This window comes from Pseudoalteromonas sp. B131b (assembly GCF_037162545.1).
Lineage (GTDB): Bacteria > Pseudomonadota > Gammaproteobacteria > Enterobacterales > Alteromonadaceae > Pseudoalteromonas > Pseudoalteromonas fuliginea.
The window spans coordinates 118987-135580 of sequence record NZ_JARLUZ010000001.1 but is presented as its reverse complement, the minus strand read 5'-3'; the positions used below and the strand labels follow the sequence as shown (position 1 = coordinate 135580).

The 16594-nt window shown below is 38.6% G+C and carries 12 protein-coding genes; 5 read left to right on the top strand and 7 right to left on the bottom strand.

What is annotated here, in order from left to right; all coding sequences use genetic code 11:
• Positions 1 to 169: 169 nt before the first annotated feature.
• Positions 170 to 3061, top strand: coding sequence for an aminomethyl-transferring glycine dehydrogenase (gene gcvP, locus P4S65_RS00655; RefSeq protein WP_337119369.1), 2892 nt, complete (start codon positions 170 to 172; stop codon positions 3059 to 3061).
• 34 nt (positions 3062 to 3095) lie between these two features.
• On the opposite strand, the gene P4S65_RS00650 is transcribed toward gcvP, so the two are convergent.
• Complete coding sequence (locus P4S65_RS00650; RefSeq protein ID WP_262501067.1) at positions 3096 to 3221, bottom strand: hypothetical protein; 126 nt, start codon at positions 3219 to 3221, stop codon at positions 3096 to 3098.
• Positions 3222 to 3727: 506 nt separating this feature from the next.
• Here P4S65_RS00650 and P4S65_RS00645 point away from each other — a divergent pair.
• Entirely contained in the window at positions 3728 to 4024 is a 297-nt protein-coding gene (locus P4S65_RS00645) for a type II toxin-antitoxin system RelE/ParE family toxin (RefSeq protein ID WP_096793686.1), read from the top strand.
• Positions 4025 to 4029: 5 nt separating this feature from the next.
• Entirely contained in the window at positions 4030 to 4314 is a 285-nt protein-coding gene (locus P4S65_RS00640) for an addiction module antidote protein (RefSeq protein WP_096793685.1), read from the top strand.
• 1673 nt (positions 4315 to 5987) lie between these two features.
• Here P4S65_RS00640 and P4S65_RS00635 read toward each other — a convergent pair.
• From P4S65_RS00635 to P4S65_RS00615, 5 genes are all read right to left on the bottom strand, one after another.
• Positions 5988 to 6920 (bottom strand): hypothetical protein, encoded by a 933-nt coding sequence (locus P4S65_RS00635; RefSeq protein ID WP_337119368.1) that lies wholly within the window; start codon positions 6918 to 6920, stop codon positions 5988 to 5990.
• Positions 6917 to 8097 (bottom strand): IS3 family transposase gene (locus P4S65_RS00630; protein ID WP_337119367.1). Its coding sequence is split into 2 segments (ribosomal slippage): positions 6917 to 7839 and positions 7839 to 8097, totalling 1182 coding nucleotides; the frame shifts between segments, so codons are not numbered across the junction. The genes P4S65_RS00635 and P4S65_RS00630 overlap by 4 nt, the downstream gene beginning before the upstream one ends.
• 44 nt (positions 8098 to 8141) lie before the next feature.
• Positions 8142 to 8990, bottom strand: a complete 849-nt coding sequence (locus P4S65_RS00625; RefSeq protein WP_337119366.1) for a hypothetical protein — start codon at positions 8988 to 8990, stop codon at positions 8142 to 8144.
• The gene (locus tag P4S65_RS00620) at positions 8990 to 10030 is read right to left on the bottom strand and encodes a hypothetical protein (protein WP_337119365.1); all 1041 of its coding nucleotides are present in this window, start codon (positions 10028 to 10030) and stop codon (positions 8990 to 8992) included. Before P4S65_RS00620 ends, P4S65_RS00625 begins: the two co-directional genes overlap by 1 nt.
• Before the next feature lie 511 nt (positions 10031 to 10541).
• A complete protein-coding gene (locus P4S65_RS00615; protein WP_337119363.1) occupies positions 10542 to 11735 on the bottom strand; it encodes an IS4 family transposase in 1194 nt (397 codons plus the stop codon).
• Positions 11736 to 11926: 191 nt separating this feature from the next.
• Here P4S65_RS00615 and P4S65_RS00610 point away from each other — a divergent pair, with 191 nt between their 5' ends.
• Positions 11927 to 12901, top strand: coding sequence for a transposase (locus tag P4S65_RS00610; RefSeq protein WP_337119364.1), 975 nt, complete (start codon positions 11927 to 11929; stop codon positions 12899 to 12901).
• A gap of 30 nt (positions 12902 to 12931) precedes the next feature.
• On the opposite strand, the gene P4S65_RS00605 is transcribed toward P4S65_RS00610, so the two are convergent.
• A complete protein-coding gene (locus P4S65_RS00605) occupies positions 12932 to 14125 on the bottom strand; it encodes an IS4 family transposase (protein ID WP_337119363.1) in 1194 nt (397 codons plus the stop codon).
• 1070 nt (positions 14126 to 15195) lie between these two features.
• Here P4S65_RS00605 and P4S65_RS00600 point away from each other — a divergent pair.
• Positions 15196 to 16506: a hypothetical protein gene (locus tag P4S65_RS00600; RefSeq protein ID WP_337119362.1), complete on the top strand. Its 1311-nt coding sequence runs from the start codon at positions 15196 to 15198 to the stop codon at positions 16504 to 16506.
• Positions 16507 to 16594 lie beyond the last annotated feature (88 nt).

Genomic DNA, 16594 nt, shown 5'->3' with positions numbered 1-16594 from the left:
TTTGAAGATAACTAAAAGCCCCGCGTGTTTTATTTAGATATCGGGGCTTTTATGATTTTACAGTTAACTTTTCCATACAAAGTGGGCTGTTAAATCATAAGAATTTTAAGTTATTGCTGTTTACCCATCAGCAGTAGCCACATTTTTTGGATCATAGGAATCTGGACACATGTCAAACGCCAAATCTCTTGAAGAACTAGAGCAAAAGCAAGATTTTATTCGCCGCCATATTGGGCCAAGCCCAGCACAAGTAAGCGATATGCTAAGTGCTTTAGAAGTATCGAGTGTGCAAGAGCTCATTGACCAAACTGTACCGGCTAGCATTCGTCTAGAGCAACCGTTAACAGTTGGACAAAGCCGTACTGAAGTTGAAACACTAAGCTACTTAAAATCAGTAGCAAGCAAAAATAAAGTTTTCAAATCGTACATTGGCCAAGGCTACCACCCAACTAACGTACCGCACGTAATTTTACGTAACGTACTAGAAAATCCAGGTTGGTATACAGCGTACACACCGTATCAGCCGGAGATTGCACAAGGGCGTTTAGAATCATTATTAAACTTCCAAACTATGACCCTAGATTTAACTGGTCTTGATTTAGCAAGTGCATCACTACTTGACGAATCAACAGCCGCTGCAGAGGCTATGGGCCTTGCAAAACGCGTATCAAAAGCTAAAAAAGCCAATGCCTTCTTTATTGCCGACGACGTACACACACAAACTATCGACGTAGTAACAACGCGTGCCGAGCAGTTTGGTTTTGAAATAATTGTAGGTAAAGCAGAAGATGCCGTAAACCACGATATTTTTGGCGCATTGTTCCAATACCCAACTACATCGGGCGAAGTGGTAGATATAACTGACCTAATTGCTGGCGTACAAAGCAAAAAGGCCATTGCCTGTGTTGCTGCCGACATAATGAGTTTATTACTGTTAAAAGCACCGGGTAAACTAGGTGCAGACGTAGTACTTGGTTCGGCTCAACGTTTTGGCGTACCTATGGGTTACGGCGGTCCACACGCTGCATTTTTTGCAACACGTGACGCATACAAGCGTTCATTACCAGGTCGTATTATTGGTGTATCTAAAGACCGTTTAGGTAACGACGCACTACGTATGGCAATGCAAACGCGCGAACAACACATTCGCCGCGACAAAGCCAATTCAAACATTTGTACAGCGCAAGTATTACTTGCCAACATGGCAGCGTTTTACGCGGTGTACCACGGCCCACAAGGCTTAAAAACTATCGCGCAGCGTATACATCGCTTTGCTGATATTTTAGCAAGTGGTCTTAAAGCTAAAGGCATCGCACTTAAGCACAGCACGTGGTTTGATACGCTAACAGTAGTAAGCGATAGCAAAGACGACGTAATAGCGCGTGCAATTGCAAAAGGCGTAAACTTTGCAACAAACCACGAAGGCGAGTATTCAATTTCGGTATCAGAGACAACAACACGCGCCGATATTACTGAGTTATTCGATATTATTTTAGGCGAAGGCCATGGCCTAAGTGTTGAGGCTATTGCAGCAGACGTTGAAGCAAATGGCAGCGAGTCAATTCCGGCAAGTTTAGTACGTGACGACGAAGTACTAACGCATCCAAACTTTAACAGCTACCACAGCGAAACAGACATGCTTCGCTACATTAAGCGACTAGAAAGCAAAGACTTATCGCTTAATCACTCAATGATCTCGTTAGGCTCATGTACCATGAAACTAAACGCGACCGCAGAGATGATCCCAATTACGTGGCCTGAGTTTGCAAACCTTCACCCATTCTGCCCGCTTGATCAAGCCCAAGGTTACCAAATAATGATTGGTGAGCTACACGACTGGCTAGTAAACATTACCGGTTACGATGCAGTATCACTTCAGCCAAACTCTGGCGCACAAGGTGAATACGCAGGCTTAATCGCGATTCGTAAATACCACGAGTCACGAGGGGATGCACACCGTAATGTATGTTTAATCCCAAGCTCTGCGCACGGTACTAACCCTGCATCAGCGCAAATGGCGAGCATGAAAATTGTGGTAGTTAACTGCGACAAAAACGGTAACGTAGACATGGCCGATTTAAAAGCGAAAGCTGAAGAAGTGTCTGAAAACTTATCGTGTATCATGATCACTTACCCGTCTACGCACGGCGTATACGAAGAAACAATTCGCGAAATTTGTGACATTATTCATGAGCACGGCGGCCAAGTTTACATGGACGGCGCAAACATGAACGCACAAGTGGGTGTAACAAGCCCAGGCTTTATTGGCTCAGACGTATCGCACTTAAACTTGCATAAAACGTTTTGTATTCCACACGGTGGCGGTGGTCCAGGTGTTGGCCCAATTGGTGTTAAATCGCACCTAGCGCCATTTATGCCAAACCACAGCGTAATTAACGTACCTGGTACTAACATCGGTAACGGTGCGGTATCGGCAGCGCCTTACGGCTCAGCCGCTATTTTACCTATTTCATGGGCTTACATTACCATGATGGGGTCAGAGGGCTTAAAACAAGCCACTGAAATGGCTATCGTTAATGCTAACTACTTAACGCATGAGCTAAGCAAGCACTTCCCAATTTTATACCGTGGTCGTAACAACCGTGTTGCTCACGAATGTATTGTTGACCTACGCCCGCTTAAAGAGCTATCAGGCATTACTGAAATGGACGTCGCTAAGCGCCTGCAAGATTATGGCTTCCATTCACCCACTATGTCGTTCCCAGTAGCTGGTACATTAATGATTGAGCCAACTGAGTCTGAATCAAAAGGTGAGATTGACCGCTTTATCGAAGCAATGGTATCGATTAAAGGCGAAATTGAAAAAGTAATCTCTGGCGAATGGTCAATCGAAAACAACCCGCTCGTGTTTGCACCGCATACACAAGGCGACGTATTAGGTAACGAATGGGACCGCGCATACGACCGTTTTTACGCTGCATTCCCAGTGCCTGCAGTGGCTAAAAACAAGTTCTGGCCAACCGTTACACGTATAGATGATGTATACGGCGACCGTAACTTAGTATGTTCATGCCCAGCGGTTGAGACATATAGAGATTGATAATTTTTAAAATTTCCAATTAAAGATTGGGAATTTATAAAATTGAAAAAGCCGTTGCAGCAATGTAGCGGCTTTTTTGTGTGTGTTTAAACATTGTAGACGCACAGCTTGCTGGCGTGTTGGGCGCAGCCCAAAAGGTGTTTAATTGTTGAAGGCGCATACTTTGTTTCCTTTTGGCTCATTGAGGGATTAGAAACCTTATTCAAGGTTTTGTCGCGCTGGCGACAGCAGCCAAAGAGGGGCTGCCGCTGGTCCCTCTCTGGACACTCTCAGCGCACCCGAGCATCACGCTTAATCCTTCAAACCACAATCGATGTGAACGTAAACGCCATGAAAGCACATCCATGTGCAAGCATGGCTTTCATTTTATCCATGAAATGCATTACTCATCAATTGCTTATTTTCAGGGCGTGATGACGGGGAAGGGTGTTAAACGTGAGATTGGTGCTTGGCCTTGGCAAGAAGCAAGACCTGACCCTCTGTATTTCCTCTAGGTTGAGTGAAACAAAACCCAACAAATCACAAATATACTTACTCGCTCAAAAGCCAAGAGTATGTGTTATTTATTGTAGGTGTTTAGCTTGCTGACGCGTTGATTGCTAAATCAAAATTCGGTATCCCTTAAATAAAATTGCACGTATGTAGCCTTTGGGCTACAATGGTTTTATGAAATATCGTATTAAGAAAACCAACGAGTTCGATAAATGGCTTAAAAAGCTCAAAGATCGTCAAGCTTTTATGGCAATAGCTAAACGTATTACACGTGCCATAAATGGAAACTTTGGCGATAGTGAATCTGTTGGTGGTGGCATATCTGAAATGCGAATTTTCGTAGGGAAAGGCTATCGTGTTTATTACATAATTAGAGGCGGTGAAGTTATTTTACTACTCAATGGTGGACACAAAGGCACACAAGGTAAAGACATTACCAAAGCAAAAGCTCTTTTAAGTGAATTGGAGTAATTACTATGACGCTACAAACATCAGATTTTAACCCGTTTGACTATATGGAAACACAGCAAGAAATTAATACATTTTTAGAAGAGTGTTTAGCTGATGATGATCCAAATACCTTTATTGAAGCACTTGGCTTATTAGTAAAAAAACATGGCGTGAGTGATATTGCTAAAGCAACGGGGTTAAACCGTGAAAGCTTATATAAAGCAGTTAACGGTAAAACCAAGCCACGTTGGGAAACGATTTTTAAAGTGATGAAAGCACTTAACTTTCGCCTTACAACACAAGTTGCATAAGCTGGATTGAGTGAAACGAAACCCAACGAATCACAAATATACTTACTCGCTCAAAAGCCAAGAGTATGTGTTATTTATTGTAGGCGTTTAGCTTGCTGACGCGCGGGCGGCAGCCCGAATAAGTCTTTGAATAGATGTTTGAGGTTATCATCACCGATAACGCGAATACGTTGGGCACTTCTAGAAATTAGAAACCTTATTCAAGGTTTTGTCGCGCTGGCGACAGCAGCCAAAGAGGGGCTGCCGCTGGTCCCTCTCTGGACACTCTCAGCGCACCCGAGCATCACGCTATTTCCTTCAAAACACAATTGATGTGAACATAAACGCCATGAAAGCACATCCATGTGCAAGCATGGCTTTCATTTCATCCATGAAATGCATTACTCATCAATTGCTTATTTTCAGGGCGTGATGACGGGGAAGGGTGTTAAACGTGAGGTTGGTGTTTGGTCTTGGTAAGAAACAAGACCTGAACCTCTCTGTATTTCCTCTAGGCTGGGTCGAGTGCAACGAAGCCCAACAAATCACAAATATGCTTACTCGCTTAAAAGCCAAGAGTATGTGTTATTTATTGTAGGCGTTTAGCTTGCTGACGCGCGGGCGACAGCCCGAATGAGTATTTGAATGGCTGCTTGAAGTTATTATCACCGATAACGCGAATACGTTTCGTACTTCTAGAAATTAGAAACCTTATTCAAGGTTTAGTCGCGCTGGCGACGGCAGCCAAAGAGGGGCTGCCGCTGGTCCCTCTCTGGACACTCTCAGCGCACCCGAGCATCACACTATTTCCTTCAAATAATTAATTGATGTGAACGTAAACGGCGAAGATAGGCCATCCATGGCCTAGTTTCGCCTTATCGCGCATCCATGCGCGACATTACTCATCAATTGCTTATTTTCAGGGCGTGATGACGGGGAAGGGTGTTAAACGTGAGATTGGTGCTTGGCCTTGGCAAGAAGCAAGACCTGACCCTCTGTATTTCCTCAACACAAATTGCATAGGCTGGGTAGATGGGAACGAAACCCTACGAGGTTGATTTAAATTGTAGGTCGTCCTTTAGGGCGAAACAGTGAATTTAACTTGCAGAGCTTATTTGAAATTCTGTGTTATTGCGTGTAAATATGTTGTTTTCAAACTTGCTAACTTACATATATTGTCGGGATAAATCCGCGACCTACATTAAAAAACCTTATTCAAGGTTTTGTCGCGCTGGCTTGGTGAGCCAACGCGGAGCTATAGATTTTCAAACTTAACGCTGCTGCAAGTAATTCATCCTTGAAGCTGGGTTACTGTCGGCATCCATGCCTTCACTTCCTCATACTGCGAAGCTGCGCTTCGGTTATTCGTCACCTCTCAGCGCACCCGAGCATCACGCTATTTCCTTCAAACCACAACTGATGTGAACGTAAACGCCATGAAAGCACATCCATGTGCAAGCATGGCTTTCATTTCATCCATGAAATGCATCATTCATCAATTGCTTATTTTCAGGGCGTGATGACGGGGGAGGGCGTTAAACGTGAGTTTGGTGTTTAGTCTTGGCAAAATGCAAGACCTGTCCTCGTACGTTCTTGTTCAATAATAATTTATTTTTACTGAGAATTTAAAATGATCGTTTAGGTAGAATAAGGGGTTTCCAATCAGCAGGCTTCAAAAATAGAATTAGAAAAGACTAGAATATTCGCTGCACTAGTGAACTGTTATAAGGTTGATGTTTAGTATCTCTATAAATACAATATTTATTAAGCTTTTTAATTTTAGCAGCTTCAACAGCTTTAGCTTCTTTAATAGCTTTAGCTGCTTCAACAGCTTTAGCTTCTTCAATAGCTTTAGCTTCTTCAACAGCTTTAGCTTCTTCAATAGCTTTAGCTACTTCAATCGCTTTAGCAGCTTCAATGGCATGAGCTGCTTCTGTTGTAGTTTCGTTTACGGATGAACAGTAAAGGATGCTTACTACAGTAAGAATCAAAATATTTGTTATTATCCATACCCAAATGTAACGGTTTCTTTTTGTATTAATATAAGTTCTTTCTGTATTTGTTATTTCCGTTTCATTCAGAATTTTATCGAGATCCTTTTTATTTAAAAGTTCTTTATACCTACTTCTTATTTCAGAATATTTACCTAGTAAACGATCTCTATCAGAGTTTATTTCAAAAATTGATATTGCTAAATATATAAATGAAACAGCTATAAGCAATATACTTATCATTAATACTTCAAAGCTAAATGCACCAGAGAAAGTCCCCTTATTTACTACTCGAAGAAGAAAGACAGTTATAAAAAATGTAGTAAAAGTCCATAATCCTGTTTTAAACATGGAAAACATACTTTTAGTCATTTCTAAGGCTTTATCAGATTGATCTTGTATAAACTCAGAAATTTTATTCTTTATTTCAATGTACTGTTTTACATTTTCCTTAAGGTAAAGATCATAACCAGATTCAACAGAGTCAGATGTTCCTGCTTCAATTGAGAGTAGAGTTTCATTTTCTAAGTGGATTGATATTATATTTCTTGCAAGACCTATTTTGTCGGTATAATTGCCCTCTAAATAAGTCCATTCATAAATACGCTTTAGTTCACTAGGATCTGTAGTGGTCAACTAATTTTGGCCACAGTTTTAGAATCTTGATATCTAACCTCAGATTCATTTGGTGCTAAACCGGCATTATAATGATGCGGCCTAACATTGTTGTAATATCCATTTATGTAATCACTCACGCTATATTTAGCGTCTATAAAGTTTCCATATCCAATCTTTGGCATCCATTCCGTCTTAAAGCTTCTAAAAAATCGCTCCATTGGCGCATTATCCCAACAATTTCCACGTCTACTCATACTTTGTGTGATTTTATAGCGCCATAAACGTTGACGATATTTTAAACTTGTATAATGGCTACCTTGGTCTGAATGGAACATGAGTCCTGTCGGTTTCCCTCTGCTTTCATATGCGAGTTCAAGCGCTTTTAGCGTTAAATTAGTATCTGGTGACAACGACATTGCCCAGCCAACCACTTTGCGTGCAAATAAATCAATAACCACGGCTAAATAAGCCCAGCGATTGCCTGTCCAAATATACGTCACATCACCGCACCACACGGTATCCGGCTCAACAACATCAAACTGTCTATCAAGCAGGTTTGGGATTTCAAGGTGTTCATTACCACCACGTTTATATGAATGTTGAGGTACTTGGCAGCTTTCGAGCTTTAATTTAACCATTAGCTTAGCTGCACGATAACGGCTCAATTCAAAATCATTGTTCGTTGCTATCGCTGCGATTGTCCGTGCCCCTGCTGAACCACCACTCATCGCATGTATTGCTTTTACTTCAGCCTCTAATCTTGCTTGCTCAGGTGTCGGCGCTGTATCCCGTATGGCCCAGTACTTATAGCTGCTGCGATGCACATTGAATACGCTACACAGCAGACTAACTGGATAACGCTCTCGTTGATTTAACTTCTCGATTAACGAGAATTGTTCAGGGAGTCGGACATCAAGAGAGCGGTAGCCTTTTTTAATATATCCTTTTCTAATTCAATGCGTTGGATTTGCTTTTTAAGTTCGCGGATTTCAATTTGTTCGGGCGTCATTGGTGAAGCTGTGGGTGTCTGACCATTGCGTTCTAGCTTTAATTGAGTAACCCATTTACTTACGGTTGATTTACCCACCCCCATAGCTTTTGCTGCGTCTTCTTGCGTATAACCTTGGTCTACTACAAGCTGAGCCGTTTCTAATTTAATTGCCGCTGAATATGTTGCGCGTTTTAATTTCGTCATTTTTTCACCCAAATTTGTATGCTTATTAGCATAACATTTCTTTCTTAATGGGTGGCCAAAATCACTGTACCACTACAATCATAAGCTTTTAACTTACCGAAACTAATACTTTCAGAAAGTAATTTATAACCTTTAAGTCGGTATTTGATTATATTTGATTCAACAGAAGAAAAATCAGATAGAAAAATAATTAATAATGTATTAAATAGACCATTGAAGTACCTTTCAAGATCTATATTATTAGTCACACAAGGCTTAAAATCACTTGGGATAAAGTTAAATTGAGCTGCATTTGCAAAGTGGCCACATTTATCACGTTTTTCAATACGATTAGCTCTTTCATCCTGACAAATAGCAGTTAAGGATTGATTTACAGAAGATTTATCAATCGGGTATACTGATTGAAAAATAATTGATTCTGTTGAAAATGGTTCAACATCTTCCCAGACATTGATTTTGATTAGAGATGAAAAATTAAATTTATTCCACTTTTCAAAGCTTTCTTGCAACGTTAATGACTCAACATGATCGCAAAATTTTGAAAAGTTAAAAATGTTAAAGTTTTTGGATTGATCTTTATCAATCCTAAGTTCAATCTTAATCTTGTCATCATCAAGATATACTAATTGCTCAATTAGTGACTCAACTTTTTCATCCACAGTATCCAGGTTACTAGTAATAAACCTTACTGGATCTTGCACTTCAATAGTCAGAGTTAACTCAACTCCAAGCTCATTTAAAGCAGATAGATATTCAGTTAACTCTTCATTTAGCCCATTTAAAGCCGCTGATGAATTAAACGTATGCGTAGACTCGTATATGCTAAAGTTTTCTACGATTCTAATTTCATTTAATTCACCAAAAAGCTTTAAAATTTCCTTGGCAATAGACATCAGTTGTCCTCAGCAGTTTTAAATTCATCATACCCTTTGTCAGAATATATTTTAATGAATTTACCTTTATCATCATGTCTAGCAAAAATTCGCGATTTCAAATCGTCAACTTCACCATTTATACGTAGTTCAAAGTTTGTATCTAACATAACTTTTCTAACAATTCTGGCCTTGATTGAACTAGATACTAGATCAAATTGTGTATCAAATGTCTTTGCTGCTTTTATGGGTAGCTCTTCAAACTTTTTGACAAAAGAATCAAATTTTTCTTTGAATTCATCAGTTTCAGGTTTGTGAGCTTTAACCTTATCAACAAGCTCATCATAAGCTAGAGAATCTTCATTTCTAAAGTGATTAACAATATCATTTCTTAGGAACCAATAATCAACGGGTGATATCTTCTTTACTTCTTTTGTGAGTAAATTGTCGATTGCATTAAATGCATTCTTTGTATTGGTTTCAGAGTCTTGCAATTGCTCTGCGATTAGAAAGGATAAATACCAATATTTAGTAATTGTTGATTTACTATCAGATACAATAACTTCATCTACAGTATGTTCTGGTGTAAAAGTAATTACAGCAGCTTTTTGCAAACGACTTTTTGATGTAGGTAAACCAGACTTTAAATCTAAATTGTCTTCATCAAGATATTCACTATTGTCAATTTTGATAATAACAAACTTTAAAGATTCATCATGTCTGATTTTAAGTTGTAGTAATCCACCCATTCGAACATCAGTTAACTGTTTAATTTTATCCTGAACTATAAGTTCAACATCATACAATTTCTGGGCTATTTGAGTTGATTTAGCTGTCCAATCTTCACCACTAGATATTGCAACAAGCGATGATGGTACAAGCTCATCCATATCTTTAAATTGAAAATAACGACTACGAGGGCTTTCTAACAATTCTTTCAAAACTAATTCAGTATATGTTTTTAAACCTTCAGCTGTACCATCTAGTGCCATTGGCACTGGTGCGTCTGTTTTAACATCAACTCTATGTAACGAATATTCAAGGACTTCCAAGTTTTCCATATAGCTACAACCTATTATTATTTGTCGAAATGCCTTTTTATTCTAACTGTAGAATAACACTATTTTTTTGTACAGTTAAATTGGGCTGCTAGGTTAGATTTTACAGAAAAAGATATAATAAAGATATGACATGAATTTATATTCAACACAAAAATCCCTCAAATGGAACCAATGGGTGACCTCAAGCCCCGGACCGACCCCATCGCTTGGACCCCTTTCGGTTCGTTGAACCATGATTGGTGAACTTATTATCTGAATTCGGGAATAATACAGATTGTTAAGAACCAAAGGGGTCAAATCTTGACTTCATACATCAATGGTCTAGATTTATAGTTTATTGCTCATTGAGTTTATTATTATGTCTAGACCGCTGCGAATAGAGTATGAAAATGCGTTTTATCATGTGATGAATCGCGGAAGAGGGCGTGAAAATACCTTTTTGAGCGAAAACCAAAGGGGTCCGAAAACCAAAGGGGTCAAATCCTGAGGGATCCCCACAATTGCTAATGAGCTACAAGCACTCACGGCAATCCTTATTTAATTGCTTGAGTGCTTCTAAAAAAGTTTTCAGTTTTATTTTATAACCAAATTTTTCGAAGTATTGCGTCCCCAAACTAAAGCTAGACAGCACGTTTCTATTCTTTATCGTATTCGCCTGAAAGCTTCTATGCACATTCAATATTTTTGCCGTTAAACCTGCTAGCCAAAGGATAAAATTAGCAATTAATGCAATCAATAATGCGACATTCAAACGGCCTTTTTCATAGCTACGACAATGACGTAAGTTCAAACCATTACTCGTGTTTTTTAAGTCTCGAAAGGACTCTTCTATCTGCATTCGCTGGCTGTAAATTTTAACCATATCTTGTGCTGAATAATTAATATTGCACAGTGAGGTAAATAATAACCATGGCTCCGTGGCGCCTTTAGCATGTTTCAAGCTTACGCTGCAACGAATCGTTTTTCCTCGAAGATTTTTCTTTTTTCTTTGTTTAGGCTTTGATTTAAACAAGTAAAAGTGACCACTCAATGAATTGGCTTTAGCGAGTTGTGTTTCAAATAGATAAGCGGGTTTTGCTGTCGCTTTAGAATAAAGTGTTTTTACTGGTGACCAACACGTATCATCTTCTGGCTTTTGATATTGTGTTTGATGCCTCACCCTGCCTAAAAAATCCCAACCAAATTTAAGCACTAATTTAAACCAAGGGTTACGAAATCCTGCATCGGTAACGATGATCGGCTTGCAATCAGAAGGTAATATTGATTTAAGTGTTTTGAGGAAATCCTTATGCACGCTTTGCTTCATGTATTCACATTCACGAAAACTTTGCTCATAGATTGTCATTGCTCGACCTTTAACTGGCACTGCTGCTCGTAATAAATGAAACTCGCCACAAGGTGTTAACCCAGACCAATCAATCGTCACGCATGGGCGCCTAATTTGACCTATAACGCGGCGAGTAATTTCTTGGTAATAATGGTAGCGAGAATGCTGGACGCGAGGGTTGCCAAATAACCTATCTATTCGTTTAATATTGTGTTTAACCTTCGCATTGCTCTTTAGTTTTCGCCCTAAAGCAGCAATGGATAAGAACTTATGTTGGCAGAGTGTTTCTACAGCTTTCATTAATGTGCAGTGGTTACGCTTATCAATAATACCCGCTGTATTAGAAAAAGTTTTATGTAATAATTTACCCAAGTGCATAGTCGATTTACTCTGTAATTTCTTTGGTCGGAAAAAACATATAAGATCAAAATTGGCTGTGCACTTCAACTGTTTTTTAAGCTACTTTATTGATTTATAGTATCAAATTGTGGGGATTCGTCAGGGTCAAATCTTGACTTCATACATCAATAGTCTAGATTTATAGTTTATTGCTCATTGAGTTTATTATTATGTCTAGACCGCTGCGAATAGAGTATGAAAATGCGTTTTATCATGTGATGAATCGCGGAAGAGGGCGTGAAAATACCTTTTTGAGTGATGACGATTTTAAGCATTTTTTATACTGCATTGAGCAAGCAAGCCTTCGTTTTAATATTGAAGTGCATTCGTATTGTTTAATGACCAATCATTACCACCTACTAATAAAAACCCCTGATGCAAATTTAGGCAGAGCCATGAAACATATTAATGGTCTCTATACGCAATATTTTAATAGAACACACAATACAGATGGTGCACTGTTTAGAGGTCGCTATAAGGCGGTGCTGGTGGATGCTGATAATTACTTACTACACGTTAGTCGTTACATACATCGTAACCCTATAGAAACAAGTACTCCGTTAGTAGATGAGCTAATTGACTATAAATGGTCTAGCTATTCAGCTTTTATCAAAAAAACAGCGACGCCAAAATGGTTAGTTCGAGACTTTATATTTTCGCTTCAAGGAAAAAAGCGCAAATATGCTGCGTACAAACAGTTTGTTGAATATGAAAACAATAAAGAAATAAGTACGTTTTATGGCGCTAAAAAGTTACTTTCAGTTTTGGGCTGTGACGCATTTATTGAAAAAATAAAAGGGTATATAGCAATACCAGATAGCGAAAGAACTATTGTTATTAAAAAACGCTCAACGCATGATGTAATCGATTATTTAGCTAAATATTTTTGTATAAATACACATGATATTGTAACGGTTAAGAAAGGCCGAAAAGAGAAAAACTTGCCACGTATGTTTGCTATTAAATTATGCCAAGATTTAACAGGGCAAAATTTGAAAGCGTTAGCCGTTGTTTTTAATGTTCAACATTATTCAGCCATATCCCAAACGGTATGCAGGCTAAATAAGTTAATAATTGAAGATGATAAGGTCAACTTACAGTTCGAAAAACTTCGAGATAGTTTGATGTATGAAGTCAAGATTTGACCCTGAGGGATCCCCACAATTGCTAATGAGCTACAAGCACTCACGGCAATCCTTATTTAATTGCTTGAGTGCTTCTAAAAAAGTTTTCAGTTTTATTTTATAACCAAATTTTTCGAAGTATTGCGTCCCCAAACTAAAGCTAGACAGCACGTTTCTATTCTTTATCGTATTCGCCTGAAAGCTTCTATGCACATTCAATATTTTTGCCGTTAAACCTGCTAGCCAAAGGATAAAATTAGCAATTAATGCAATCAATAATGCGACATTCAAACGGCCTTTTTCATAGCTACGACAATGACGTAAGTTCAAACCATTACTCGTGTTTTTTAAGTCTCGAAAGGACTCTTCTATCTGCATTCGCTGGCTGTAAATTTTAACCATATCTTGTGCTGAATAATTAATATTGCACAGTGAGGTAAATAATAACCATGGCTCCGTGGCGCCTTTAGCATGTTTCAAGCTTACGCTGCAACGAATCGTTTTTCCTCGAAGATTTTTCTTTTTTCTTTGTTTAGGCTTTGATTTAAACAAGTAAAAGTGACCACTCAATGAATTGGCTTTAGCGAGTTGTGTTTCAAATAGATAAGCGGGTTTTGCTGTCGCTTTAGAATAAAGTGTTTTTACTGGTGACCAACACGTATCATCTTCTGGCTTTTGATATTGTGTTTGATGCCTCACCCTGCCTAAAAAATCCCAACCAAATTTAAGCACTAATTTAAACCAAGGGTTACGAAATCCTGCATCGGTAACGATGATCGGCTTGCAATCAGAAGGTAATATTGATTTAAGTGTTTTGAGGAAATCCTTATGCACGCTTTGCTTCATGTATTCACATTCACGAAAACTTTGCTCATAGATTGTCATTGCTCGACCTTTAACTGGCACTGCTGCTCGTAATAAATGAAACTCGCCACAAGGTGTTAACCCAGACCAATCAATCGTCACGCATGGGCGCCTAATTTGACCTATAACGCGGCGAGTAATTTCTTGGTAATAATGGTAGCGAGAATGCTGGACGCGAGGGTTGCCAAATAACCTATCTATTCGTTTAATATTGTGTTTAACCTTCGCATTGCTCTTTAGTTTTCGCCCTAAAGCAGCAATGGATAAGAACTTATGTTGGCAGAGTGTTTCTACAGCTTTCATTAATGTGCAGTGGTTACGCTTATCAATAATACCCGCTGTATTAGAAAAAGTTTTATGTAATAATTTACCCAAGTGCATAGTCGATTTACTCTGTAATTTCTTTGGTCGGAAAAAACATATAAGATCAAAATTGGCTGTGCACTTCAACTGTTTTTTAAGCTACTTTATTGATTTATAGTATCAAATTGTGGGGATTCGTCAGGATTTGACCCCCAAGCCCCCTTTGACCCCAAGCCCCCTTTGATGTATGAAGTCAAGATTTGACCCCAAGCCTCTCAAGCCTCCTTTTGACCCCAAGCCTCCTTTGACCCCAAGCCTCCTTTATTTGGGATTGGTCTAGGTGTCATTTTTATCATTCTTTTACCGTTAGTCTTTTATTTAAAAGGGGAAAAGCTCAGAACGGTTGAAGATATTTTAGAGTCAGGAAATCGTTACTATTCCCTAAATATTTTTATGGTGCTCCATGGTTTACTTCATTATGGCAGTGTATTTTTATTTGATTGTTATGCGAAACGTTATAATTTATTAAATGATAGAAACAAGGTGCCAGCTCAAGTCTCGATACTATTTAAAGTGTATTTTGTAATTTTTATGCTTTGCGTACTTTTAATTTTTTCATCTACATTATTTTTTGAATAATGACTTTAGGCGATAGAAAAACCAAGGCTGCCCTGTCCCCCATTAGAAAGCTTCAGTCAAGCAGGCAGCTGTGTTTTCTTGAACTTTTTATTCAAAAACCAAGTGTTCTTATTATTTAAACTCAATTTGAAGATGGCTACACATCAAGTAATTAAGTCGATTGGTGTGAATATACACTGTGGGCTGGGTAATAACGCCGTGAAAACATATCCATGCTTGCCTATTTTCAGGGCATGGTGACGTGGGAAGGTGTTAAACGTGATACTTGTTTTGGTCTTGGCAAGAAACAAGACCTGACACTTAGCATTCTTCTGTATTCTAGGTTTTAGCGAGTAACTTTAGCTTTAATAAATGTTTAACTTTGCAGGGATGACTATTTGTTGGCTTTGTTTGTGAGGTGTATGTTTTATTTTTGTTTACAAATTATTTCAATTTAGTTACTTGCAACCTGTTTTTGACCTAATTAAATTGAGATAATGAAATGGAATAAACATAATGGACTAATAAAAATGAATAAATTTATACTTACCCCACTCGCTATTGCACTTTCTTTAACGCTCAGCGCATGTGGCGGCTCTTCATCAGAAGGGAACTCTGTAAGCTCATCAAATGGCGGCAGCACTGCTCAGCTTCAAACCATTTCATTACAAACATTAACTCGCCAGTGTGGAACCGATTCTGCGTATCAAACTGATGTGGTATTTCACAATGATGATGGTGATGCTATCGGCTCTGTTAAAACCGACGCCCAAGGTAGTTTTTCAGGTGAACTACCTTCTGGTACAAAACATGTATCAGTACTGGGTGATGTTGTTGATGAAGCCGATGGTGCTTATAGGCACATATTTACAGAGCTTGATATTGAAAATAGAACTAATTTAGGTAAATACCATTTTAATAAGTTTAGCGAAAGCTGTGGTTGTCGCGCAGTGAGCATAGATACATCTGAACTAAATACAATACCTAATGATTACAGGGTGTATCAATACGAAGGCTCAGAAATTTCAGATTCTGTTTTTATTTGCCCAACTACAGAAAACCTTTACCTTACCGCAAAATCTTACTTTTCAAATGACGCTAAAGTGGCTGTTATTGAAGTTCCGCAAAATGCGTCTGTGATAAAAATAACGGATACAGATTTTAGCCATGATGGTGTGGAGGTGGCTAATCAAGGCAGTTTTAATGCAACTTCTGTTAGTACTCGAGGGTATATAGAAGATATAAATTCCTATGAGTTTGTACAGTTTACATACATTAACTCCCCTGAACCGCTATTTGTTTTCCCAACGGTGACTGAGCATAACTTTTATGTACAAACAGATTCATCGGTTGAGCCAACAACAGTTGATGGTACCCGAATCGACATGCATAGTTATGCTCGAAGTAGTGTAGATTCAGATGGTAGTTATGAGTTGACAGAGCTACCTACTATAACCGAAGACTTAGGATTCAGTTTACTTCAATTTACTGAAAGCAATGATTCAAGCTTTGATTTTAGTAATGTTGATAGCCGATTTGCAAGAGCAGTATGGGATTACAGCTTTTTGGTTGATGATGAAGCAGAAAGCCGATTTGATTGGACAATAAGAGGTGGCATAAGCGGTCAAATACCAGATTTATCTTTTGGTACTGTGTTTCCTGAACCTACTGATGAAGTTATATTAGAAGAACTCACATTATTTCTGTTTGGTTACGCAGGTAATGCAACTGATGCAAACAGTTATGCGAAGCTTTTAGATACGATTACTGAAGGCGGGCATTTAACTAAGCCTGAATTTAGTAATTACGTATATGTATTTTTAAATGCTGAATTAGATTAATAATTACGTTTAATTTTGTATTATAAGGCCACATTTGTGGCCTTATAAATTATGATATTTTGCTTTTAATAGTTATGAAGGTTTATTG

What these genes read in the sequence shown, in the direction of transcription:
- gcvP (WP_337119369.1), top strand. Translation starts at nt 170, where the DNA reads ATGTCAAACGCCAAATCTCTTGAAGAACTAGAGCAAAAGCAAGATTTT.
- P4S65_RS00650 (WP_262501067.1), bottom strand. Translation starts at nt 3,221, where the DNA reads ATGCGCCTTCAACAATTAAACACCTTTTGGGCTGCGCCCAACACGCCA.
- P4S65_RS00645 (WP_096793686.1), top strand. Translation starts at nt 3,728, where the DNA reads ATGAAATATCGTATTAAGAAAACCAACGAGTTCGATAAATGGCTTAAA.
- P4S65_RS00640 (WP_096793685.1), top strand. Translation starts at nt 4,030, where the DNA reads ATGACGCTACAAACATCAGATTTTAACCCGTTTGACTATATGGAAACA.
- P4S65_RS00625 (WP_337119366.1), bottom strand. Translation starts at nt 8,990, where the DNA reads ATGTCTATTGCCAAGGAAATTTTAAAGCTTTTTGGTGAATTAAATGAA.
- P4S65_RS00620 (WP_337119365.1), bottom strand. Translation starts at nt 10,030, where the DNA reads ATGGAAAACTTGGAAGTCCTTGAATATTCGTTACATAGAGTTGATGTT.
- P4S65_RS00615 (WP_337119363.1), bottom strand. Translation starts at nt 11,735, where the DNA reads ATGCACTTGGGTAAATTATTACATAAAACTTTTTCTAATACAGCGGGT.
- P4S65_RS00610 (WP_337119364.1), top strand. Translation starts at nt 11,927, where the DNA reads ATGTCTAGACCGCTGCGAATAGAGTATGAAAATGCGTTTTATCATGTG.
- P4S65_RS00605 (WP_337119363.1), bottom strand. Translation starts at nt 14,125, where the DNA reads ATGCACTTGGGTAAATTATTACATAAAACTTTTTCTAATACAGCGGGT.
- P4S65_RS00600 (WP_337119362.1), top strand. Translation starts at nt 15,196, where the DNA reads ATGAATAAATTTATACTTACCCCACTCGCTATTGCACTTTCTTTAACG.